Source organism: Paenibacillus sp. BJ-4 (assembly GCF_020404765.1).
In the GTDB taxonomy this organism is placed as follows: Bacteria; Bacillota; Bacilli; order Paenibacillales; family Paenibacillaceae; genus Paenibacillus.
On sequence record NZ_JAIVEM010000014.1, the window covers coordinates 75,149 to 97,021 of the forward strand.

Sequence of the window (21,873 nt, forward strand, 5' to 3'; positions counted from 1 at the left end):
GCATATGTTAAAAATAGCACCATCGATTTTATCGGCTGATTTTGCCCGTTTGGGCAGTGAAGTTGCGGAAGCCGAGGCCATTGGAGCAGATTGGATTCATGTGGATGTAATGGATGGACATTTTGTATCCAATATTACACTGGGTCCACCTATCGTGCAGGCTATTCGTCCACATACGACTCTTCCTCTGGACGTTCATCTGATGATCGAGCATCCTGAACGTTATATTTCTGATTTTGTAAAGGCTGGGGCCAATATTGTCACTGTTCACGCTGAAGCCTGTGTTCATTTGCATGGAGTCATTCATATGATTAAACAGCAAGGTGCGCTGGCAGGAGTGGCCCTTAATCCAGGTACTTCACCATATGCGATCAAGGAAGTACTGCCCAATGTGGATATGGTTCTAGTCATGACGGTCAATCCTGGTTTTGGAGGGCAATCCTTCATTCCGGAGACGGTGGATAAAATTAGACAGATCCGCGCTTGGTTGAACGAATTGGGGCGTCCAGACGTACATATCGAGGTAGACGGAGGTATTGCGGAGGAGACAGCACCAGTTGTATTTGAAGCAGGGGCTGATGTTCTGGTGGCAGGCAGTGCGGTGTTCGGTAGAGCAGACCGCGGAGCAGCTATTGCGGCTATTCGAGACAGTGCGGCTCGTTTGTCCAAGTGAAGCTAACTGAGGCGTTGTGGATGACCGTAGCGAGCATGGCGACGGGTTTGACTCTTAGCTGTTTCTCGCTAGTGAAGGCTCCATGGAATGCCCTTCTTTCACTTTTTGCTGTTCTTGTTGTGCTATTTTATTTTCGTAAACATGAACGGCGTGGTTTGCGCATCGGTTTTGTAGTGTGCAGCGTGCTTTATTACGTCCTCTTTATTTTTATACTCTCGGCATATCTGTATGTTCGCGGACTTGTCTGATGGTATAGCCTGGGGTGGTTGTGCATAAATATGGTTACATGAGCGGGATTCTCATGTAGCCATTTTTTGTGTCTTGTGGGGCAACAACCTTTGATAGGTTGCATAAACTACAGAGAACGGATGCAGGAGGATGATGGGGAGGGTGAAGCATGAAGTTTTATACGATCAAGCTGCCAAAATTTCTGGGTGGATTCGTCAAAGCCATTTTGAATACATTCCAGAAAAACTGAATTTCACGTAAGGTAAACACAGGTTGCAGAATGAAAACCAGAGGTACACAGGGCATGCTTCCCGGGCACAACAGCTCGGCAGCTCGGCAATAAACGGTAAGAACGCGCGGGAAGGTGCCTGATATTTTGTCCTCCTGGAACAGTTGGATACTACATTTCGAATAACAAAAAAAGCACCCGTTTAAAACGAGGTGCCTTTTGTTTATAACGTTATTTTTTTACGACTACACACGAGTCACTTTACCGGCTTTCAATGCACGAGTGCTGACATAAACACGTTTCGGTTTACCGTTAACGAGAATGCGAACTTTTTGTACGTTGACGCCCCAAGTACGGCGATTACGGTTGTTAGCGTGAGATACGTGGTTACCGCTGCTAGGCTTTTTGCCTGTTACAGAACATTTACGAGACATGATTCCACCTCCTATTCTGAAAATAACCAAGTTCCGTATGGAACAGGTCGCTCTTCAGGCCGACTGGATCAGCCGGACTTTGTAAGTCACTAACCTGAACAAAACAATACTTTTATATAATATCATAGTCAAAAAAGCTCCGTCAACTGATTCAAAAACTTTATTTATTTCTCTTTCGCATTATAGTACAATATGGGATAGTTATTGCTCCGATTATTCTTGTATATATTGAAATGTAAATTGTTATTCCAGTCATGCCGGACAGATCAGAGGCGGAAACCATAACCACAGTTATCATTCCTGCCGATGGTTTATTGTTGGGCGGTTGACTGGTTTTTCATATATATGACCTGTGGAAGGACGCCCCAGACCATAAGTACGATCAGTTTACGAAAGCATGACATTCGTATTCGTCGTCTGGCTTTAGTATAATTCAATAGAACCTTTTAACAAGGGTTGTGTAAGATTGATTGTAAAACAAGTGTATTAAGCTAGGAAGGGGAATTCTCTTGAGTAATCGTTCTTTGAATGGAACAGATTTTACCGCAATGGCTTTAGCCGGGGCGGAACAATTACAGCAGCATGCGGAACACGTCAATTCACTAAATGTATTTCCAGTACCGGACGGTGACACGGGTACCAATATGAATTTGACGATGAGTGCGGGCGTAACGGAATTAAAGAGGGGGAATTCTTCCTCTATTGGTGTCATGTCCGGCATACTATCCAAAGGTTTGCTGATGGGAGCCCGCGGCAATTCAGGGGTTATCTTGTCCCAGTTGTTCCGTGGCTTCAGCCGTTACGCTGCCCCATACGAGGAATTGAATACCCTTCAGTTCGCATCGGCATTGCAGAGCGGGGTGGATGCGGCCTACAAGGCGGTGGTTAAGCCGGTGGAGGGTACAATTCTTACCGTGGCGAAGGAAGCGGCCAAGCATGCTGTGTTTTTCTCGCGCCGGACGAACGACATCACGGAACTGATGGAAGAAGTGCTTGCTAAAGCGAAGGAAACACTTGCCATGACACAGGACATGCTCCCGGTACTGAAGCAAGTGGGAGTTGTGGACTCGGGTGGACAAGGACTTGTGTATATTTATGAAGGATTTATGCAGTATCTCGAAAGTGGTCTGGTGACACCTACAGCTGCAAAAGGCGATAAGGTTCGCCCTGCTTTTGCTCCTCAGGTAGCAGAGAGACCTACGGCTACGGTTGTTGCGCCTTCCCCGGATGCGCCGATTTCTGCGCAAGCGAAGCTCGAAACTGATAATATCGAATTTTTGTACGATATGGAATTTTTTATCAATCGACAATTGGGCGAAGCACAAGGTACGGCCTTTGATGAGGAAGCTTTTCGGAAAGCGTTATCTGTAGATGGTGATTCTATTATCGTTATTTCAGACGATGATGTGATTAAGGTTCATGTGCATTCCAAGGCTCCGGGCGAAGTGTTAAATCTGGCCCTGCGTTACGGAGAAATTACGCAGATTCGTATTCTGAATATGCGCGAGCAGCATCGTGATTTGTTGTCTGCGGGTATGGATGGTGCTCCTGAGCCTGAGTGGTTTGCTGAAATACCAGCAGAGCCTGTACGCGAGGAAGAGCCCTCAGTGCCTCCGGCTCATGAACTGGCACCCTTTGGTTTTATCGCTGTGGCTTCTGGTGAAGGAATTGCTGATATTTTCAGAAGCTTGGGCGTCGATGTTGTGCTTTCCGGCGGTCAAACCATGAATCCGAGTACAGAAGATTTTGTCAATGCGGCACGCTCGATTGCGGCTCAACATATTTTTATTCTGCCGAATAATTCCAATATCATTTTGGCGGCAGAGCAGGCGCGTGAACTACTGGAGATGGAACGCTTGGTGTCGGTTATTCCAAGTAAAACGATCCCTCAGGGGATTGCGGCGGCATTTGCTTTTCAGGAGGAAGAAGCCTTTGAGGCCAATCAAGATAATATGCGAGAAGCGGTCGGCCGTGTAAAATCCGGACAGGTGACCTATGCGGTACGGGATACGACGCTTGATGATCTGCACATTATGGCGGGCCATTATATCGGCATTCAAGATTCCAAAATTGTGGCGACCGAGGAGCAATTAATTGCAACTTCCCGTCTTTTGTTGACGAAAATGCTGGTGAATGGCGATGAAATTGTTACGATTCTCACAGGTTCGGATGCAAAGCAAGAAGACACAGATCAGCTCGTTGCATGGCTTGAAGAGCATTATTCGGATGCTGAAGTGGAAGTTCATGAAGGTGGTCAGCCAATCTATCCTTATTTGTTCTCGGTGGAAAGCTGATGGGCTGTAGAGCGCCTATGGAAGCCCACGACCAAAAAGGAGGTCTGACCGATGAGCAGTACGATCATTGTGACGGATAGCACGGCTGATATTCCACAGGAGTTGGCAGACCGTCTCGGTATAGTCGTTGTACCGCTGACGGTCATGTTCGGCAGCACGGCTTATCTGGATGGCATTGAGATGTCAGCGGCGCAGTTTTACAGCGAACTGGTGAAGGCTGATGAGTTACCTACGACGTCACAGCCTTCACCAGCCCGTTTTTTAGAGGCTTATACGACGTTGCTGGAGCAACATCCTGAGAGCCAGATCGTTTCTATCCATTTGTCCTCCGGTGTGAGCGGAACGTATCAGTCCGCTCTGCTGGGCAAATCCATGCTGGAGAAGCATGAAGATAGAGTGACCCTAGTGGATTCCAAATCAGCTTCATACGGATACGGCATGCTAGTGGTTTATGCGGCAGAGCTGGCGGCTGCCGGGCAATCCCCGGCTGATATTATTCAGGCTGTGGAACGTCGTGGGGAGCGTCGTTGTTTGTATTTCCTGGTGGATACACTGGAATACTTGCAAAAAGGCGGACGTATTGGCAAGGCAGCTGCTATGGTTGGTACGTTGCTTAACATTAAGCCGATTCTTTCGCTTGACAAAGAAGGCGTTATTTATTCGGTTGATAAGGCGAGAGGACATAAAAAAGCGACAGCACGAATCATCGAACTGCTGGAGCGGGATTTAAAAGGCCAAAAAATTAATATTGCTGTGGGTCATACGGCAGATCGCTCGGCAGCAGAAGCGTTCGAGGCACAGCTGGCAGAACACTTTGAACTGGGAGATCGAATATATACTGAACTTGGCGCTGTGATTGGAGCCCATGTAGGGCCAGGAACGATTGGCATTTTTGTATGGCCGGCCGGAGATGAGAGGTAATATGTTGCAACTGGATCAAATACCATTGAAACAAATACACGGCGTGAGTGCTCTCAAAGAAGGAGAGCTTCACGCTTTTGGCATTTCTAACGTGCAGGATATGCTGGAATATTATCCATTTCGGTATGAAGATTATCGCCTGCGCTCGCTAAGTGAAGTGAAGGATGGAGATAAGATTACGGTACAGGCCAAAATTATGGGCATTCCGGTGCTTCAACGATACGGGCGCAAATCAAGGCTGACTTGTAAATTGATGGCCGAGGATTGGATGTTTACCGCGACGTGGTTTAATCGGCATTTTTTGAAGGATCAGCTGACATCAGGCCGTGAAATTGTGGTGACTGGTAAATGGGACCTGAAGCGAATGCAAATGACCATTTCGGATTCCGAGTTTCCCGATAAAGGAGTGGCCCGTTCTGGGACACTTCAACCTGTGTACTCTATAGGCGGCAAGATTACGCAAAGCTGGATGCGGAAAACTATGAATCAGACGCTCCAGCAGTTCGGTGAAATGATTCCTGAAATTTTGCCGGAGCTGCTTGTGCGTAAATATAGCATGATGCCTCGTAAAAAGGCCATTACAGGAATACACCAGCCTGAGGACAACCGCGAGGGGCAAGAGGCTCGCCGCCGGATGGTGTATGAGGAGCTTTTTTTATTTCAGCTGAAAATGCAGGCATTCCGGGCGTTAAATCGTGGTCGAGCAGATGGGGTTGTGCATACAGTGGATAATGCCACAGTTCGTGAATTTGTGAGGTCTTTGCCTTTTGAATTAACGGATGCACAGAAGAAGGTCGAGCTGGAAATACTGCATGATCTGCGCTCGCCCTATTGTATGAACCGCCTGCTTCAAGGAGATGTCGGGTCAGGGAAAACGGTTGTTGCTGCCATAGGTTTATTTGCTACTGTGCGTTCCGGTTTTCAGGGGGCACTTATGGTGCCAACCGAAATTTTGGCCGAGCAGCATATGCGGTCACTTCACAAGCTGTTTGAGCCCTTTGGGATTAGTGTTGGGCTACTGACAGGAAGTACAACCGGGAAGAAACGCAAGGAGCTGCTTGCTTCCCTACAGATGGGACTACTGGACATTGTGGTAGGCACCCATGCCCTTATTCAGGAGGATGTCTATTTTCGTCAGCTTGGGCTTGTCGTAACGGATGAGCAGCACAGATTCGGTGTGAACCAGCGCAGTATATTGCGTCGCAAGGGATATAATCCCGATGTGCTGACCATGACGGCAACACCGATCCCGCGTACTTTGGCGATCACAGCTTTTGGTGATATGGATGTTTCTACGATATCAGAGCGGCCAAAGGGACGTATTCCAATTTCTACGTATTGGGTGAAGCATGAGCTGATGGATCGGGTGCTCGGCTTTATTTCCCGCGAGGTGGATCAGGGACGACAGGCTTATCTGATTTGTCCGTTAATTGAAGAGTCGGAGAAGCTGGACGTACAGAATGCCATTGATCTGCATATCCAAATGCAGCAGGCCTTTCCACGTTACCGTATCGGGCTGCTGCATGGACGAATGACTCCTGCCGAAAAGGAAGAGGTTATGCGTTCTTTCTATGCGAACGAGATGCAGCTGCTCATTTCAACAACGGTTGTGGAGGTAGGGGTAGACGTGCCGAATGCGACGCTCATGATCATTATGGATGCGGATCGCTTCGGACTATCCCAGCTGCATCAGCTGCGCGGACGCGTCGGACGGGGCTCATATGCCTCGTACTGTATATTGGTGGCTGATCCCAAATCGGAGGTTGGTCAGGAGCGGATGAAGGTGATGACCGATACGGACGATGGCTTTGAGGTCGCTAGACGCGATCTGGATTTGAGAGGGCCGGGTGACTTTTTTGGCACCAAGCAGAGTGGGCTACCCGAATTCCGCTTAGCAGATATGGTAGCGGATTTTGAGGTGCTGGAAAAGGCTCGGGAGGATGCCACGGATCTGATCAAGGATTCGTCCTTTTGGACATCTCCACAGTATGAAGCACTGCGCGGTTATTTGCAAAAAGAACAGATTTTCCAAGGGGATCTCATTGACTGATTCAGCAAGAAGCATGAGGTTGTTCTAATCGTTTTAAACAGATAGGCACAATGGACAGGCTGGCCGTCATATATTTGGGAATGACTGAAGATATGGGAGGTGTGGCAACATTGAGCTATCAGCAATATGGAATAAGCCCGCAACTGGTGGAGAGGATTAAGCTTAAAATGAAAAACCGTGTGCTCAAGGACCGGGTTAAGCAGCAGATTGAAGGTGTGACCAAAGCAGATCTGCAAAACAAGGCCAAGGTACGTCATCTTGTGAAGTCCACTTCTGCAATTTTGAACGAGCGGCTGACGGCTGCACAGGAGGAGCAATTGACAGCCTTTGTGCTGGCACAAAAAATTGATCCGTCTAACACATTTCATCTGATCAAGCTGTGGGGAATGTTCCGTTGATTGCATATTGGTAGGGCTACTCTAAGCATTCCGCATGCCCTGTGTGAAGTACAAATGGAAAAAAGGATTGCCTGATGTCAGGCGATCCTTTTTTACTTGGTTTCTCTATTTGTGGTGTGTTCTTTGTCCTTATATTTCATTCCCCGGGCAATAGCCTGTATTTATCGTGAAATTGTTTATTTGTAATGACCGCCAATTTTAATAGACCGCTCGATGGCCTGACCGGCATTTGTTAACAACGATGCGCGCATGATAATGGCCTGACCGTATCGGTCCTTTAAAGTATCGTTTACCTTTTCCAAAGCCCGCAAACGCTCCTGGTCTTCAAAAAAGTCCAGCTGATACAGTTGATCATCCACCAAGCCGCTTAAGTGATGCCTGCGCGCTTCAGGGGCATACGGTTCCAAAAGGTATAGAATATTTTTTTGCTTTTTGGGAAAAAAAGTAAATTCACAAATCTACATTTTTATACGAAAAGGTCTTATTGTTTCTCTTCCTCTATTATAAAAGCTGGTGTGAACTCGAAGCCCAGATTAGTTAATCCTCTTCCTTCGACAACTTTTTAACGATCATAAGAATAATATAAATACTTCTTTATTCAGTTCATGAAAGTGGGTTACACTTTTATATTTGCTCTGTCAGATCGTTTTAGACGCATTCCTACCAAGCTCATAACTAGAGCGGCAACCAATAAAAATATAGCTACACCCGCAATTACCGTCTGAAACTCGTCAAAAAAAGCATTGATATCATACTAACTAGCCCTAACGGGGTTAAGCTGCAGCAGCATTGAAGAAGTGCAGGACGCCATCTAAATACAATAAAGGTTAAGGACTATGCCGCTGAACTGATAAATTGAGATTAGCGGCTTTTTTGCCACGAAGAATAACTTTTTAAGAGATTTTCAAGTATCTGAAAATTCCTCAATACACAGGGAGACCAGCAGTACCATTTAGCTACAGTCGCGACGACATTAAAAACAATCACGGGACTTGTCGGATGGGAGTCAACGGCAGGTCATACTTTCCGTTCAGTTACAAATTCTCCGTGAAGAAACAATAATATTTAGCGTTAATCTATGCGAGTGAAATAATCACTCTGGAATGCTGCAGATTTCAGGCGAAACACTCGTCCCGTTGCTCTTACATCTTTGAATCGAGCCGTCTCCCACATGAAAGAAGTTAATGAGGAAGCCGACCCGCTGACGTTGGTCTGACATACCGTTAGAAGCCAAACATGGGATCTGCGGGAACCTTCTCTGGATATTTAATCAAAATATCTTCTTTACATAATTGTTCATATTAAAGCTCCTGTAAAAGTAGTTACTCCGATAGCGTTCGCTATGCCTGAAGGCTTTTTTAATGACCTGATTCCCAAATCTTAAATGATACTATTCCTCACAAGTACGGTGCTTCGGTGTTATCATGATGACTTATGCGATTAAACTTGGGAGACGAGCGTATTCAAAGTTCACTTATAATGTCCCCCGATTTTCAGCGATCTTTCAAGGGCCTGGCCGGCGTGGGTCAGAGATGAGGCTCTTACGATCGCCGCACTGCCGTAGCGCTCCTTAATGCTGTCGGTGGCTTTTTCCAGGGAGCGTGCCCGTTCCTCGTCCTCAAAAAAGGACACCTGGTACGTTTCCGCATCCCTCAGACCGCTTAGACTGACGCCCAGTCGCCTTACCGGCATGCGGTTCCAAAATTTATAGAAAATTTCCTTGACGGCTTTGTAAATTTTATTCGTATTGTTGGTTGGATCGGACAGCTTCATCTGGCGCGAAAATCCGGTCGGCGCCTCATACGGGCTGCACATGCAGCCGACGGTAACGACAGACCCCATATACCCTTTGCGTCGGCTGTCCCGGCACACCTCCTCTGTGAGCTCCAGCAGAATGGTTTCGATCTCGTGAGGCCCCATGTAATCTTTAGGCAAGGTCATCATATGGCCTATCGACTTCTGAGGGGTGCTGAACGTATACGGGGCGACAGGGCTGTCATCCAAGCCATTGGCTGTTCTCCACACCACCTCCGCCTGAATGTCCGACTGCTTGCCAAAGTGGGCCCGGAATTTGCGCTTAAGCTCCGGCAGCGGTGTTCTGGCGATATCCCCTATAGTGGTCATCCCGAGCCGTGCGAAGTGGGCCGTCATGCGCGAGCCCACGCCGAACATTTTATTCACCGGCTGCGACCATAGCAACTGCTCGACATCTGTCTTGAGAAGTGTAAAAATGCCATTCTTGTTCTTTTTGGCCCATATATCAGTTGCGATTTTGGCGAGAATTTTGTTTGAACTAATCCCAATCCTGACCCAGACTCCGGTCTGTAAAAGAACCTTTTCTTGAATTTCCTTTGCGATGTCTAAAGGGTCGCCAAATATTCTTGAACTCCCAGAAATATCCAAAAATTGTTCATCTATACTAAAAACTTCTACTAGATCTGTGTATTCTTTGTATATATTAGTAATTGCTAAAGAAACATCAATATAATATTTCATCCGGGGACGGACAATGACGAGCTCAGGGCACTTCTTTAGAGCGTCGCCAAGACGTTCTGCTGTAGATACACCAAAGCTTTTTGCCATGGGGCATGCTGCTAAAATAATTCCAGACCTTCGTGCCGGATCGCCAGCCACCGCAAGTGGTTTATTTTTATACTCCGGGTGGGAGGCTTTTTCTACGCTGGCATAAAAGGACTGACAGTCCGCTAAAAATATAGTTCTTTTGCTACGCTCTTTCAATAATTACAACCTCCCTCCAGATGTGTACCCATTACTTTTCCAGAATATTCTTGAAAGCAAGCTCATATAATAGTATTATATACAGAACAAGTGTTCCTAATACAAATGTATTTTTTGGAACATTATAGTTTACGTGAAATCTAACATGGCGTATCATATTATGTTGAACGAAAACAAGTGGAAATGAATACTGAGGGGAGAAAACCATTTTTATGAACCCAAAACGTCGACCATCATCTCAAAAACGCAGTAGGTGGCGTATATTCGGCAAAGTTTTGCTGATCAACATCAAGTGGTTCTCGCTTGCTGGCTTGTTGGGAGTGCTATTTGCCGGAGGACTTATATCGGGCTATGTGGCAGCGCTGGTTCATGATGAACCTGTACGATCACGCCAGTTGATATATGAGAAGGTGAATGAGAACGCTCTGACCAGCTTTGTATATTTTAATGATCAGGTCACTCCGGTTGGACGAATGCGCATGGAGGAGGATCGGCAGCTCGTTGATCTGAAGGATGTTCCTCAGTCTATTATAGATGCCCTCATTTCAACGGAAGACAGTCAGTTTTATGAGCATCACGGCGTTGATTTAAAAGGAACGGCTCGGGCTGTCAAACAAAAGCTCCTGAACGAGAACCGCCAAACGGGCGGTAGCACACTGACGCAGCAGGTAGCCCGGCGGGTTTTCCTCAGCCTCGATAAGACGGACAGCCGTAAGGTGAAGGAAATGCTGCTTGCACTGCGTATGGAGCGTTTCATGAGTAAGGATAAAATATTAACGGCCTACTTAAACAAAATGCCTTTTGGCAACGGCTCAGCAGGTTATAATTTGTATGGAATCAAGTCCGCTTCATTAGGAATTTTTAATGTAAGTGATCTACATAAGCTTCATATTGCTCAAGCGGCTTATTTGGCCGGTCTTCCGCAGCTGCCGTCTGTTTATTCTGCTTTTGATGGAAAAGGGAACTTTGATGAAGAAGGCTTCAATAAGGCAATGGAGCGCCAACGTGTCGTGTTGGCAAGAATGCTGGCAACAGGTAAACTCACACCAACAGAATATAATGAAGCGCTTCAATTTGATGTTAAGGCCACTCTTGCGCCACATCGTGAAAAAAGCTATAATACATTTCCTTATTTGATGCTGGAGACAGAACGGGAGGCCGCTCAGCTGTTAGCGCTCCAGCAAAATCCGAATCTTACGGCAGCCGAGATTACTAAGCCCGAGCATGCTGAACTTCTTCAAAACACACGAGAAGAGCTGCAGCGGTCCGGCTATCGAATTTATACAACGATCAACAAGAAAATTTATAATGATATGCGGCAGATTGCCGCCAATCCGCAAAACTTTTCTCCATACAGCAAGCAGAAGGGATTAGAGCAGATTGCAGCAATCATGATTGATCATAGAACAGGTGCTATACTCGGGATGATCGAGGGCAGGGATTTTAATACAGAGCAAATGAACTATGCAACTCAAATGACACGTCAGCCCGGTTCTGCCATGAAGCCTATTGCTGCCTATTTGCCTGCTTTGGAAAAGGGCTATACCCAGCCTGCTGGTCTTATTGATGATTCGCAGATTATATTGAAAGACGGACGTAAAGGCTATCATATTCCTAAAAATTATAACAGAAGATACGAAGGGCTTATGACAGCCCGTGAAGCACTCAATCGGTCCATCAACATTCCTGCCCTGAGACTGTTCTTATATGAAGTTAAAATTCATAACGCTTGGAATTTTGTTCGTTCTCTTGGTATTACGACAATACAGCCGCAGGATGAACATGCTCAGACAGGTGTACTGGGTGGGCTTAGTAAAGGCGTATCCGTTGAGGAACTGACTGCAGCCTATGGAACGATTCCCAATATGGGGGTATACAATGCACCTCATCTGATCAGCAAAATTACGGATGCCAATGGCGAGGTCGTATATGAATATAAACCGCAGTCGAAGCGGGTATATTCGCAGCAAACCGCATTTTTGATGACGGATATGCTCAGAACTGTTATATCAGACCCAAGGGGAACTGGGAAACGCCTGCAAAAAGCTTTTAAAAGCTACGGCACCATTGATATCGCCGGTAAAACCGGTACGACACAAAACTTTGGTGATGTGTGGTTCATGGGCTACACCCCTGATGTTACTCTTGGCGTCTGGGCTGGTTACCGCCAACAGGTGAATACACTCTCACAAGAGGGTCATTCCAGGGCACAGTCGGTGTGGGCGCTAATCATGAATGAGGCGATCAAGGACCAGCCCAAGCTTTTCAAAAATAAGCATTTTATACAGCCAGAAGGTGTTGTGAGAGCTACGGTCTCCAGCATTACAGGTAAACTTCCGGGACGCTATTCCCGTCAATCGGGTCAGCTCGTGACCGACTGGTTTAATCAAAAATATGTGCCGACCGAAGTTGGGAGGGAACAACTTCCGCGTTCTTCCAGACCATCGCCGTCGACCAAACCAAACATAAAGGAAACAGAGATCCCGGAGAAAGAAGCACCTGCAACAGACCAAGGGAAAATTCCATTAGAGGAGACGACTCCTTCTGTTCCTGACACAGATATAGACACAGACACAGAGATAGGTATACCTGATGAGAATAATGATTTGCCATCCGCAGATACTTCGCAGCCTGCTGTTGAAAATGAACAGGAGACTCATTCTGAAACAGAGAGCCAGGATGAAACTCCAAAAACAAAGCCTGACGAGGTTGTTTATCCTGAAACGACGTCTGATCAATCCAAAAACTAACAATGTGGATGAATTAGTTTAAAATGCCGTTCCCGACAATGTCGACAGTGACCTGCGTATGAAAACGGACATTAGGGTACTCTTTATTCCAATTTACACTTTTCCATATGGCTGGATAGTGGGCAATCAACTGTCTGCCTATGCCAAAGGCATCACATCCGCTTTCTTGAAGTGTACGAATAATTTCTTCTGCTTCCTGAGTCATGATCTCCGAAAGCTGATCATTCAGACGCTGTACATTAGCCTTATCTTGAAGATGGTCTCGTGCATATTCAACAACATTGACAGGCAATTTCAGGTTGAGATTCACATCAATTTGGCCATCTCGCTGTACCTTCACTGCAAGCTGGCGTTTGACGTTCTGAGTAATGGCCTGATACGTGATAAAGTTTTGCATATCATCGGCAGGCCCTGGATGTACCCTTTTTACAAAGGTGGCTGTATTTTTCCACTTGCCAGTCATCAGAATGTATAAAGGTCCTTGCCCGGTACTTAAGCTTCCCGTGAACTTTTGTCCGTGAAATAAGGCAATTCCACGTGCTATAATATCTTCTCCTTCTTTGGAAAGCTAGGGAAGTGCGAAATCTTGACCCGGATCAAGCATCGGGGGGAGCAATGTCTCCAACGTCATTTCAGGGAAAACACACATGTTCTCAAGGCTCCTGATTTTTTAGTTATAAATTCACCAATCAAAAGGCTACCTATGCTTTTTTGGTTTATGATATCTCCAGCTAGTCCATCTACAATAGCTATCTTGACATGGGTCGTTGGATGGTCAGGCTCCCGGTATAGCATATCAAGATAGGGGTATAAATCTTTTCGAGCCACGCTTTCACCATACAAAACAATTCCATATTTGAAGAATCGGATATTCCGGTTACTTTGGCCCTGATTTTGTCTGTGCTCTGCCGAACGGAATTTCCGGTGCCTGAATGAATTTCATTGGTGCTTTTACCTTGATTGATTTGAGAGTCATCTATTTCTAGTGTTTGCTGCAGTACGCCTTCAGGAGTAATATCATAAGCCGATGTATTTGCCAATCTGGCATCCTGCAAGCTGTCCTGATCCCAGCAACCCGTTGTAATAATGAGTAGAGCCAGCATTCCAAGCGCTCTGCTCTTTTTTTCATGTTTTGGGCTCCTTCTTTTTTTTGAAAATATAAGATAGGGTCAGCAGTAGAAAAGGGAACACAATCAGGAAAAAATAAGCGGAATTATTCGCTATGGAACCAATGAGCTCGAAATCTTCTCTTCGCTGAGGCCAATAGGCAATAATACATGAGGAGAGCACAACAAAGGGAACCGCTTTTTTGTGACTTTTTTGCTTGAGCAGGTAGCTTATTCCGTAAGACGCTGCATAATAATAGCCGCTTATAGCGCCAAAAATCGAAATGAGCCAAATCGGCAGGAAAATAAAATCGACCCGATCCATCGTTCCCAGCGGAATTGACCTGAGTAAATAAATGACCGGCTCCGGCATTAAATCAAGCTGCTGCGGGCTAAATGCGGTTGCACAGGTGAACACGGTAAAACAATATAACAAGACGACGAGAATAAACTCAAAACCAAACATCGCCATCAGTGTTTCTTTTGAACCGACAATAATATGGGACCATCCCGCCTCAGTTAGTGGCAACAGATAAAGTGGGTTGGATTGCTTTATGCCATAGCTGATCAATAGCACATTGGCAAGATCAGAAATGAGATTAAAACAAGCACCCGTGTAATTGTTCTCAAATTTTTCCGAACCAGATAGATGCTACTGAACAAAAATAGTGCCAGTATAGCCCAACAGGGAGTTAACTGTAGCATCCAGCGGTAATAACGTCATAAGCGTTCACAAGCACCGAGGTGCCCATAAGTAGATAGTAGGCAATGTAAGCAGCAACTAGTATTTTTCCAATCCAAGAGCCAGTAAGCTGAGTTAAAATTTGATATATAGAACCTCAAAGATCAATTCAAGCAACATGGCCTCGATAATAGCCGGAAAAGGAATGTTTTCCAATGATTTTTTGATGGTGTGCGCCAGTTCTAACGGCAAAATAGCTGAATGAAAAGCTATCGTTGCTATGTAAACGGCAGGTAGCGTAAAAGCGATCAGAAAACTCACCATTCGAATCATTCTCAGAATGAGATAGGTATAATGTGTGCAAAATGGATTGGATTTATCCATGAAACGGTGGTTTATCCATGTCTCGTATCTATTGCACGAGGACTAAGACGAGATTACAAGAGGACATCATCTTGTGTCAGATCAATCCCCAGATAATGTCCCAGTTTCCGTCTGACTTCACTGCGGGCAAAGGATGAAAGCATGAAAAACCGTTTTTGATAACCGCGGCACATATACAAGACCTCTACACCTTCATGATTTCGGATTTCACTATATATTTTGATCCCTTGTCTTTTCATTTGGGCCTTTGTCTCTGCTAATTGAACAGCAACGCGCTGTTGTACTTCAGTCAGGCTACGAATGTATAGATCGGGCATTTTTAAAGGAGAGGTACTCAGAATACGAATGTCTCGCTCCAATACATCCAACACCAGGGTCAAAAGTACACAAATCTTGATCAAGGCCGCATCTTTTTCGGAAGGCTGAGGGGCTTTACTCTTGTTGTCCAGCAGTTTTTTGTTTGTCATAAAAATCCCCTTTACTCGGAGTAAGAATACAATATATAATAAGTGTAGAGAACAAGTGTTCTCTTTATACTTCATCATAGGAATTTTTCCGTTACCTAAGCAATCATCAATTATTGGAAAGGCAGGAGGAAAGCAGATCGTCGATGACAGTGAAACAGGGTTTATGTTAAGCTAATGGTTAAAAATACCTTACATAAGAGGAGAGATTGCTACTGATTGTGGTCAATCACTCTTATTTAACATAAGAAGGTAGAGAAAGAAGGTATACATATTGTCACGTTCGTTGTATGTGGCGTTATTGCTACTTAGTCTTATTTGGGGTGGTTCGTTTCTGTTTATTAAGGTGTTGCTGCTGCATCAAGTAGGACCGTGGACCATTGTATTTCTCCGTTCCAGCTTTGGACTTATTTTTATTGTCTTGTTGATGCTGTTTATGCGCTTGCCGTTTAAAATTAAAAGCATTCCGTGGAAATCTATTATTCTGGTAGCCTTGGTCAATATGGTTTTACCATGGACTTTGATCGGCTTTAGTGAGACCAGAATAGCTAGCAGCATGGCTTCGGTATTGAATGCTACAACGCCCATTTGGACGATGCTGGTGGGGCTTGTCTTTTTCGGAGCTATATTTCGTCGGCTACAGTGGCTGGGAATGTGTCTCGCCTTTGTAGGGATCATTATTTTGCTGGGTATTAATCCTGCATCCATTATTTCTGTTGATCCTGTAGGTTTTGGATGTATGCTGCTTGCGACTCTCTGCTACGGATTTGGAACGCAGCTGTCCAAACGCTTTCTCTCCAATCTGTCCATGTACCAGGCTACCTTTGCGACACTGTTGGGTGCGGCAGCTGGGGGTGGCATCATGATGACAATTGTAGAGAGACCTGATCTCTCGATTGTTTTTGTTCCCAGTGTGTTTGGTTCCCTCGTAGGACTAGGAGTTCTGGGATCAGGAGTAGCGTATATTTTGTTCAACTATATGATTTTGCGAGGAAGTGCGGAATTTGCTTCTTCGGTGACTTATTTTGTACCAGTGAGCGCTATTGTATGGGGATTTTTGCTGCTGAATGAGCATATCGGTTGGAATGTTCTGACTGGGCTGGTCCTTATCCTGGGAGGTGTATTTATGGCCAACCAGTGTAGAACAGTCAAATTAGCTGGATAATATCGCTGTGAACGGCTAAAAACACCGGGAGTATATATTATATATGCATTCGCCAAACTTTCGGTATAATGCGGTAATACGCACATACAATAAATCATGCTCGCACATACAATAAAAAATATGGTGCAGCCATAAAAAGCAAGCTGTTTAGCAGGTGGTAAGGTGTGGTATAATAATTTATAGAATTACATGTACCACAGAAATGTCGGAGTTTTATTCCACAAAAGAAAGGATCAGGATACCATGTGTCCCCGAAGGATACTTCCCCAAAGGACGATTTGGAAACGATTTGATCTGTCTTATACTTAGCTTTTCCGCGGAGTAACGTCAAGTTGCGAAAGCCAACTCTGCGGAAGAGGGGATTGTACATGCGAAGGACCAAGTCCTCAAGGCACATTTTACCCGGTTGCTTCCGTAAGAGTGGGTTCATCCACATTAAACTTACGAGAAACCGAGGGAGCCTGTATGAGGAAAACTTACGAATCTATCGTGAACAATGGAGCACTAAGGCAGATTGTTGTCATGCTGCTCGGAACATGCATTTTAGCTTTTACGTACTATCACATTAATGCTCAAAATCATTTGTCAGAAGGCGGATTTGCAGGCTTGGCCCTGCTGGGACATTACGCCTTTGGCATATCTCCGGCGTGGAGTATGCTATTGCTGGATATCCCCGTCATCATGCTGGCATGGGTGTTGAAGGGCAGAAGATTCATGCTGCTGGCACTGATTGGAGCGGTCGGCTTTTCCCTGTTTTATGCAGGATTCGAAAAATATTCGACGCTGGTTATAGATCTGCACGGCAACTTGCTAGTAGCGGCTTTGCTTTGTGGAGTACTTACTGGTTTGGGAGCCGGAATCGTACTGCGATTCGGTGGAGCAACTGGGGGCGATGACATTCTGTCCCTGCTGATCAGTGAGTGGCGCGGATGGAAAATTGGCAATGTGTTTATCGTCAGTGACATCATCGTATTGGGATTATCGCTATTGTATCTACCTGTGAAGGAAACAATGTTTACAATACTGGCTGTGTGGCTCGCCGGAAAAATAATTACATGGACGACAACGTTCCAACTGCACCGACCTGTAAAAAAGGTACTGCCTGCGGCTGTTCCAGCCAAAAAGGTAGTTGCAAAAACAGTGCCGGTCGTCCACAGCCTTCGTCAATAAGGAAAGGGTGTTACGTCAGGAGAGAAATCTTCTTACGTAACACCCTTTCGCTGTATCTAAGCTCTATTAGAAGGCTTCTGAGCAGACTGGATACATCCGTTCCGGTCATGAATAATTGCTGAAATCTGCTTGCGTTTTACTAATTTTTTAGCTTCGCCAACCGCTTCATCTTTATGTTTAAACGTTGAAACGCCCTCTTCCTTGATCGCCCAACAATCCTCGTGTGGAACCATATGAATAGGACCCTTAGAATCGGAAGAAGTGGCTGGCTTCAATAAACAGAAATCAAAGAAATGAAGATATTGTAAAATGTATTTTGAGAAAAAGCGTATAATGATGTGCAGAATACTAGAAAAGGAGTGGAGCTTTTGCTTGCCTGGGGTTTTGTTTTTTTACTTACCATCATCATACATACTACGGATAGCTTGTCTTATGCTCTACGGCTTGGAGGCCTGCGGGCGCGCCGAATCGGATTGGCATTAACCGTAGCGGGAATGCTACTCTTGGTTTCACGTACCTCCAATATGGCGCAGGGACCTTTGCTGGGAGGAATGGTCGATCAGGCTAAAGCCGCGGCACGAATGGGCGGAGCGGATATCAGACTGGAGCTGCATATGCACGGGGTGTTATTGGCAGCAACGGTTGGAACAGTGCTTGCTATATTGTTGTATCCGACGGTTGTACGTATGTCAGCCAGATGGATTGTACATTTGGAGCATACTGGATCTATTCCGGCTTTGGTGCGTCATTTCATACTGCGAAATCGCTGGAAGCATGCGGGCTACTATATAAAACGTCCTACCTGGTCTATGCTTACCTCACTGTTGAGTGGAGTAATCCCCAAACGTCTTATTGTCCTGAATATGACGGTTACCGCAATTTATACGACCGGGGTGGTATCTGCCTTGTACGCATCATTCCTGTAGCCCGCTCAAGGTACGGCAATGTCCATGTCGTCAGGTCTAATCAATGGCGTGGCAACGGTACTATTGACCCTGTTAATTGATCCTCGATTGGCCGTTTTGTCGGAAAAAACGTTGCGTGGAGAACTGTCTTTAAATCGAATGAACAGCATGTACGGCTGGATGATCATCTCGCGTTTGGCAGGTACCTTGCTTGCACAGTTGTTACTGGTACCATTGGCCCTTTGGCTTGGATGGGTTATGGGCTGAGGTGTCATGATGTCTGTACATCGAAAAAAAGGCTGATCCGAGGTCACCTGTTAAAGATGCACTGGGCCAGCCTAAGATGCTAAAGTAGCTTATGTGGATCACTTACTTTTCAAACAATGCCTTATAGGCTCCATACCCCTCACGCTCCAATTCTTCTAGAGGAACAAAGCGAAGTGCGGCGGAATTGATGCAATAGCGGAGACCCTCAGGACCAGGCCCATCATCGAATACATGTCCTAAATGGGAGTCTGCTTCACGACTACGAACCTCCGTACGGATCATAAAATGGCTGAGATCGGTTTTTTCTTTGATGCTGTAGCTGCGCAAGGGGCGGGTAAAGCTGGGCCAACCGCAGCCTGCATCATATTTGTCCAGCGAACTGAATAAAGCTTCTCCTGATACGATATCCACGTAAATACCTTCACCCTTATGATCCCAAAACTCATTTTGAAAAGGGCGCTCAGTCGCGTTTTTTTGTGTTACTTCGTATTGGATAGGGGTCAGCCGATCTTTAAGATCAGATTTATCAATCTTGTTAGACCAATTCTGCTCGATAAAATCCTCGCGGCCTGAGCCTTTGCGGTAGCGCTTGTAATGAGCGGGATTCTTCTTATGATAGTCCTGATGATATTCTTCTGCTTCATAAAAAGTTGCCGCAGGCAGGATGGGTGTAGCAATAGGCTTGTCGAAGCGGCCACTTTGAGCCAGGGCTTCTTTGGAGGCTTCTGCTTTGATTCGTTGCTCTTCATTATGATAGAAAATAGCCGTTTGGTAGGACGAGCCTCTATCGTGGAATTGTCCTCCTTCATCTGTCGGGTCAATTTGTTGCCAGAAAAGCTCCAACAGTTTTTCATACGGGAAAACTTGTGGATCAAATGTAATCTGTACTGCTTCCACATGTCCCGTGGTTTCAGAGCATACCTCTTCATAGGTGGGGTTTTCTGTATGTCCTCCCGTGTAGCCAGATCTAACCCTCAAAATGCCGGGTAGCTCCTCGAAAGGAGAAACCATGCACCAGAAGCAGCCGCCCGCAAAAGTTGCCTTTTCCACTGTGTTTGGATTGTTGGTGCTCATATTTGTCACTCCAATCTGAGTATGTTTAAATAGTTGTTATTTAAATAGCTTACAATTAAATTATATATGACATTTTCGCAAAATCCAACGAACCATCACGAACTGATCGGTTCCGCAACGATCTTTGTCCTTAATTTATAACATTACAATCCAACAGATTCGGGGGAGAGCTACGACGTTATGTTCTATTGGCGCGTTGAAGTCTTTTTCGGTACAGTACAAAACAGCCGCCCAGCAGTGCAGTATACAACAGCAAAATGAGCAAGCCGGTGATCGGATGTTCCGCAATGGTGCCACCTGCATAAGCGTATACGGCAATTGCGGGCAGTTTGCCAATAGCTGTCCCTAGCAGAAAGCTCCAAAACGGAAATCCTGCTACTCCGGCGTAAACATTTACAGCCGCCTGCGGGATGACTGGAATCAGGCGAGCCAGCAGCACAGCGGTGAAAGGTTCCCGTTCCATAACCTGATTCAAGCGTTCCAACGCGGGAACCCGCTCCAGATGCGCCCGCCCTTTGACACGGAACAGAGTACGTACCGCACCGTAAACGACTAGTGCAGCCAAGGTAGTGCCAAGCCAGCAGATCAGAGCGCCTTGCCAGGCGCCTGCCGCATAAGCAATGGAAGCGATAATCAGCTTGTAAGGCACGAACGGAATTAGCGCGAATAAAAATGCAATTAGCAGCAGAACCGGGAATGAGGTTTGCTTATTTGCCCAAGCAAGCCAATCATATCTGTAGATAAACGCGATACAGAGCAGCGAAACATAAGCCGCGGCGAATAGCCATTTTTTCATTTACATACCTCTTTCATTATCTCTGTTTGGCTTATCGCTCATACCGAAAAAATAGGGTTCACATTCCTAATAATATGTGCTATACTGCCACTAACAGAATAGTTCCCAAAGGGGAGTAGCTCAACGAGTAAAGTCGTCATTACGGGATTATAAATCCCCGGCTTTATTGGCAACGTTATGTTGTAAGCGAGACCTTTGCCAGGATTTTCGGAATCCGGGTAAATGGTCTTTTTTTGATGCTAAATTTGGGTCAAGCGCCATTTCCGGTTTTCCGTGAAGCGGCGCTTTTTTAGTATAAAGCGCTGAACTATGTACAGTATAACAAATAAATAAAGAAGGTGGGAGAACGTATGGATTTTTTGTCAATCGAGTTTTTTACCGCATTATTGTCCATCATTATCATTGATCTAGTGCTTGCTGGTGATAATGCGATCGTAATCGGCTTGGCAGCTCGCAATGTTGACAAGGCCAACCAAAAGAAGGTCATTATTTGGGGGACGGTCGGCGCAGTCATCATTCGTGTGATTGCCACAGTATTGGTCACGTATTTACTTCAAATTTATGGATTGCGATTAATCGGGGGACTTGCGCTCATCTATATCGCCTACAAACTGCTGGTTGAAGAAAAGAAACACGAAATTTCAGCAACCAATCAAATGTGGGCAGCGATCCGCACCATTATTATTGCGGATACGATGATGGGACTGGACAATGTACTTGCTGTCGCCGGAGCGGCTCATGGAAATATGCTGCTCGTTATTCTTGGTCTGGCGATCTCTGTTCCAATCATGGTATGGGGAAGTACGATTATCTTGAAACTGACAGAACGTTACCCGGTCGTCATTACAATTGGAGCTGCTGTATTGGCTTATACTGCTGCCAAAATGGTGGTGGCCGAGCCGTTAATTGCACATTGGTTCGCAAATGGGGTCGTTAAATACGGCTTTGAAGCTCTGATTGTGGTCCTGGTTGTAGCCATTGGGATGCGTGTTAAAAAGATAAAATCGGAGAAAACAAAAAAACAAGCGCTTCACGCCTAATTGGTATTATCCCCTTCAAGTAGACACTCAAAAAAGTCCGCATGGTATCATGAGGATTGAGTGAACTTGAAGGGGATATTTGTATGGCTAAAAAAGGACAGAAA

Annotated in this window: 21 protein-coding genes and 2 pseudogenes; 11 read left to right on the forward strand and 12 right to left on the reverse strand. The window is 45.6% G+C overall.

The window, feature by feature from the left end:
- Positions 1-4: 4 nt before the first annotated feature.
- Together rpe and spoVM are read left to right on the forward strand one after the other, a co-directional pair.
- Positions 5-673: a ribulose-phosphate 3-epimerase gene (gene rpe, locus LCF57_RS04405; protein WP_225999620.1), complete on the forward strand. Its 669-nt coding sequence runs from the start codon at positions 5-7 to the stop codon at positions 671-673.
- Positions 674-1,070: 397 nt separating this feature from the next.
- Entirely contained in the window at positions 1,071-1,151 is an 81-nt protein-coding gene (gene spoVM, locus LCF57_RS04410; RefSeq protein ID WP_010345573.1) for a stage V sporulation protein SpoVM, read from the forward strand.
- A 224-nt stretch (positions 1,152-1,375) separates the two neighbouring features.
- On the opposite strand, the gene rpmB is transcribed toward spoVM, so the two are convergent.
- Positions 1,376-1,564, reverse strand: coding sequence for a 50S ribosomal protein L28 (gene rpmB, locus LCF57_RS04415; protein ID WP_007430992.1), 189 nt, complete (start codon positions 1,562-1,564; stop codon positions 1,376-1,378).
- A gap of 509 nt (positions 1,565-2,073) precedes the next feature.
- On the opposite strand from rpmB, the gene LCF57_RS04420 reads away from it, so the two are divergent.
- The 4 genes from LCF57_RS04420 to LCF57_RS04435 all read left to right on the forward strand — a co-directional run bounded on the left by LCF57_RS04420 (position 2,074) and on the right by LCF57_RS04435 (position 7,227).
- Positions 2,074-3,858, forward strand: coding sequence for a DAK2 domain-containing protein (locus tag LCF57_RS04420; RefSeq protein WP_225999621.1), 1,785 nt, complete (start codon positions 2,074-2,076; stop codon positions 3,856-3,858).
- A 51-nt stretch (positions 3,859-3,909) separates the two neighbouring features.
- Positions 3,910-4,779 (forward strand): DegV family protein, encoded by an 870-nt coding sequence (locus LCF57_RS04425; protein WP_225999622.1) that lies wholly within the window; start codon positions 3,910-3,912, stop codon positions 4,777-4,779.
- A 1-nt stretch (position 4,780) separates the two neighbouring features.
- Positions 4,781-6,829, forward strand: coding sequence for an ATP-dependent DNA helicase RecG (recG, locus tag LCF57_RS04430; protein WP_225999637.1), 2,049 nt, complete (start codon positions 4,781-4,783; stop codon positions 6,827-6,829).
- A gap of 110 nt (positions 6,830-6,939) precedes the next feature.
- The gene (locus LCF57_RS04435; RefSeq protein ID WP_025720107.1) at positions 6,940-7,227 is read left to right on the forward strand and encodes a stage VI sporulation protein F; all 288 of its coding nucleotides are present in this window, start codon (positions 6,940-6,942) and stop codon (positions 7,225-7,227) included.
- Positions 7,228-7,403: 176 nt separating this feature from the next.
- On the opposite strand, the gene LCF57_RS04440 is transcribed toward LCF57_RS04435, so the two are convergent.
- Both LCF57_RS04440 and LCF57_RS04445 read right to left on the reverse strand, forming a co-directional pair.
- Positions 7,404-7,634, reverse strand: a complete 231-nt coding sequence (locus LCF57_RS04440) for a hypothetical protein (protein WP_225999623.1) — start codon at positions 7,632-7,634, stop codon at positions 7,404-7,406.
- Between the two features lie 1,063 nt (positions 7,635-8,697).
- Positions 8,698-9,966, reverse strand: a complete 1,269-nt coding sequence (locus tag LCF57_RS04445) for a DNA polymerase IV (protein ID WP_225999624.1) — start codon at positions 9,964-9,966, stop codon at positions 8,698-8,700.
- A 212-nt stretch (positions 9,967-10,178) separates the two neighbouring features.
- Between LCF57_RS04445 and LCF57_RS04450 the strand changes: the two genes are divergently transcribed.
- The gene (locus LCF57_RS04450; protein WP_225999625.1) at positions 10,179-12,716 is read left to right on the forward strand and encodes a transglycosylase domain-containing protein; all 2,538 of its coding nucleotides are present in this window, start codon (positions 10,179-10,181) and stop codon (positions 12,714-12,716) included.
- Positions 12,717-12,729: 13 nt separating this feature from the next.
- Here LCF57_RS04450 and LCF57_RS04455 read toward each other — a convergent pair whose 3' ends face one another.
- The 6 genes and pseudogenes from LCF57_RS04455 to LCF57_RS04480 form a co-directional block, all read right to left on the reverse strand.
- Positions 12,730-13,263 carry a Ger(x)C family spore germination C-terminal domain-containing protein gene (locus LCF57_RS04455; RefSeq protein ID WP_318840612.1) on the reverse strand — a complete coding sequence of 178 codons (534 nt, stop codon included), beginning with the start codon at positions 13,261-13,263 and terminating at the stop codon, positions 12,730-12,732.
- A 202-nt stretch (positions 13,264-13,465) separates the two neighbouring features.
- Positions 13,466-13,819, reverse strand: coding sequence for a hypothetical protein (locus LCF57_RS04460; RefSeq protein ID WP_225999626.1), 354 nt, complete (start codon positions 13,817-13,819; stop codon positions 13,466-13,468).
- Between the two features lie 22 nt (positions 13,820-13,841).
- Positions 13,842-14,399, reverse strand: a complete 558-nt coding sequence (locus LCF57_RS04465) for a GerAB/ArcD/ProY family transporter (protein WP_225999627.1) — start codon at positions 14,397-14,399, stop codon at positions 13,842-13,844.
- On the reverse strand, positions 14,390-14,527 hold the full coding sequence (locus tag LCF57_RS04470; RefSeq protein WP_225999628.1) for a hypothetical protein: 138 nt from the start codon (positions 14,525-14,527) through the stop codon (positions 14,390-14,392). Before LCF57_RS04470 ends, LCF57_RS04465 begins: the two co-directional genes overlap by 10 nt.
- Before the next feature lie 127 nt (positions 14,528-14,654).
- Positions 14,655-14,843, reverse strand: a pseudogene (locus LCF57_RS04475) (spore germination protein); the annotation flags it as partial.
- A gap of 98 nt (positions 14,844-14,941) precedes the next feature.
- Complete coding sequence (locus tag LCF57_RS04480) at positions 14,942-15,355, reverse strand: hypothetical protein (RefSeq protein WP_225999629.1); 414 nt, start codon at positions 15,353-15,355, stop codon at positions 14,942-14,944.
- 271 nt (positions 15,356-15,626) lie between these two features.
- On the opposite strand from LCF57_RS04480, the gene LCF57_RS04485 reads away from it, so the two are divergent.
- Entirely contained in the window at positions 15,627-16,517 is an 891-nt protein-coding gene (locus tag LCF57_RS04485; protein ID WP_225999630.1) for a DMT family transporter, read from the forward strand.
- Between the two features lie 465 nt (positions 16,518-16,982).
- Positions 16,983-17,687, forward strand: a complete 705-nt coding sequence (locus tag LCF57_RS04490; RefSeq protein WP_225999631.1) for a YitT family protein — start codon at positions 16,983-16,985, stop codon at positions 17,685-17,687.
- Between the two features lie 56 nt (positions 17,688-17,743).
- Here LCF57_RS04490 and LCF57_RS04495 read toward each other — a convergent pair whose 3' ends face one another.
- Entirely contained in the window at positions 17,744-17,920 is a 177-nt protein-coding gene (locus tag LCF57_RS04495) for a DUF2188 domain-containing protein (protein ID WP_225999632.1), read from the reverse strand.
- 135 nt (positions 17,921-18,055) lie between these two features.
- Here LCF57_RS04495 and LCF57_RS04500 point away from each other — a divergent pair.
- A pseudogene (locus LCF57_RS04500) lies at positions 18,056-18,859 on the forward strand (lipid II flippase Amj family protein).
- Positions 18,860-18,961: 102 nt separating this feature from the next.
- Here LCF57_RS04500 and msrA read toward each other — a convergent pair.
- Entirely contained in the window at positions 18,962-19,933 is a 972-nt protein-coding gene (gene msrA / locus LCF57_RS04505) for a peptide-methionine (S)-S-oxide reductase MsrA (RefSeq protein ID WP_225999633.1), read from the reverse strand.
- Positions 19,934-20,111: 178 nt separating this feature from the next.
- On the reverse strand, positions 20,112-20,729 hold the full coding sequence (locus tag LCF57_RS04510) for a TVP38/TMEM64 family protein (protein WP_225999634.1): 618 nt from the start codon (positions 20,727-20,729) through the stop codon (positions 20,112-20,114).
- A gap of 350 nt (positions 20,730-21,079) precedes the next feature.
- On the opposite strand from LCF57_RS04510, the gene LCF57_RS04515 reads away from it, so the two are divergent.
- The gene (locus tag LCF57_RS04515; protein ID WP_225999635.1) at positions 21,080-21,769 is read left to right on the forward strand and encodes a TerC family protein; all 690 of its coding nucleotides are present in this window, start codon (positions 21,080-21,082) and stop codon (positions 21,767-21,769) included.
- Positions 21,770-21,873 lie beyond the last annotated feature (104 nt).

Excerpts from the sequence above, each read along its gene's own strand:
- LCF57_RS04470 (WP_225999628.1), bottom strand. The coding sequence starts at position 14,527 with ATGCTACAGTTAACTCCCTGTTGGGCTATACTGGCACTATTTTTGTTC.
- msrA (WP_225999633.1), bottom strand. The coding sequence starts at position 19,933 with ATGAGCACCAACAATCCAAACACAGTGGAAAAGGCAACTTTTGCGGGC.
- recG (WP_225999637.1), top strand. The coding sequence starts at position 4,781 with ATGTTGCAACTGGATCAAATACCATTGAAACAAATACACGGCGTGAGT.
- LCF57_RS04515 (WP_225999635.1), top strand. The coding sequence starts at position 21,080 with ATGGATTTTTTGTCAATCGAGTTTTTTACCGCATTATTGTCCATCATT.
- LCF57_RS04490 (WP_225999631.1), top strand. The coding sequence starts at position 16,983 with ATGAGGAAAACTTACGAATCTATCGTGAACAATGGAGCACTAAGGCAG.
- LCF57_RS04495 (WP_225999632.1), bottom strand. The coding sequence starts at position 17,920 with ATGGTTCCACACGAGGATTGTTGGGCGATCAAGGAAGAGGGCGTTTCA.
- spoVM (WP_010345573.1), top strand. The coding sequence starts at position 1,071 with ATGAAGTTTTATACGATCAAGCTGCCAAAATTTCTGGGTGGATTCGTC.
- LCF57_RS04480 (WP_225999629.1), bottom strand. The coding sequence starts at position 15,355 with ATGACAAACAAAAAACTGCTGGACAACAAGAGTAAAGCCCCTCAGCCT.
- LCF57_RS04450 (WP_225999625.1), top strand. The coding sequence starts at position 10,179 with ATGAACCCAAAACGTCGACCATCATCTCAAAAACGCAGTAGGTGGCGT.
- LCF57_RS04510 (WP_225999634.1), bottom strand. The coding sequence starts at position 20,729 with ATGAAAAAATGGCTATTCGCCGCGGCTTATGTTTCGCTGCTCTGTATC.
- LCF57_RS04460 (WP_225999626.1), bottom strand. The coding sequence starts at position 13,819 with ATGCTGGCTCTACTCATTATTACAACGGGTTGCTGGGATCAGGACAGC.
- rpe (WP_225999620.1), top strand. The coding sequence starts at position 5 with ATGTTAAAAATAGCACCATCGATTTTATCGGCTGATTTTGCCCGTTTG.
- rpmB (WP_007430992.1), bottom strand. The coding sequence starts at position 1,564 with ATGTCTCGTAAATGTTCTGTAACAGGCAAAAAGCCTAGCAGCGGTAAC.
- LCF57_RS04425 (WP_225999622.1), top strand. The coding sequence starts at position 3,910 with ATGAGCAGTACGATCATTGTGACGGATAGCACGGCTGATATTCCACAG.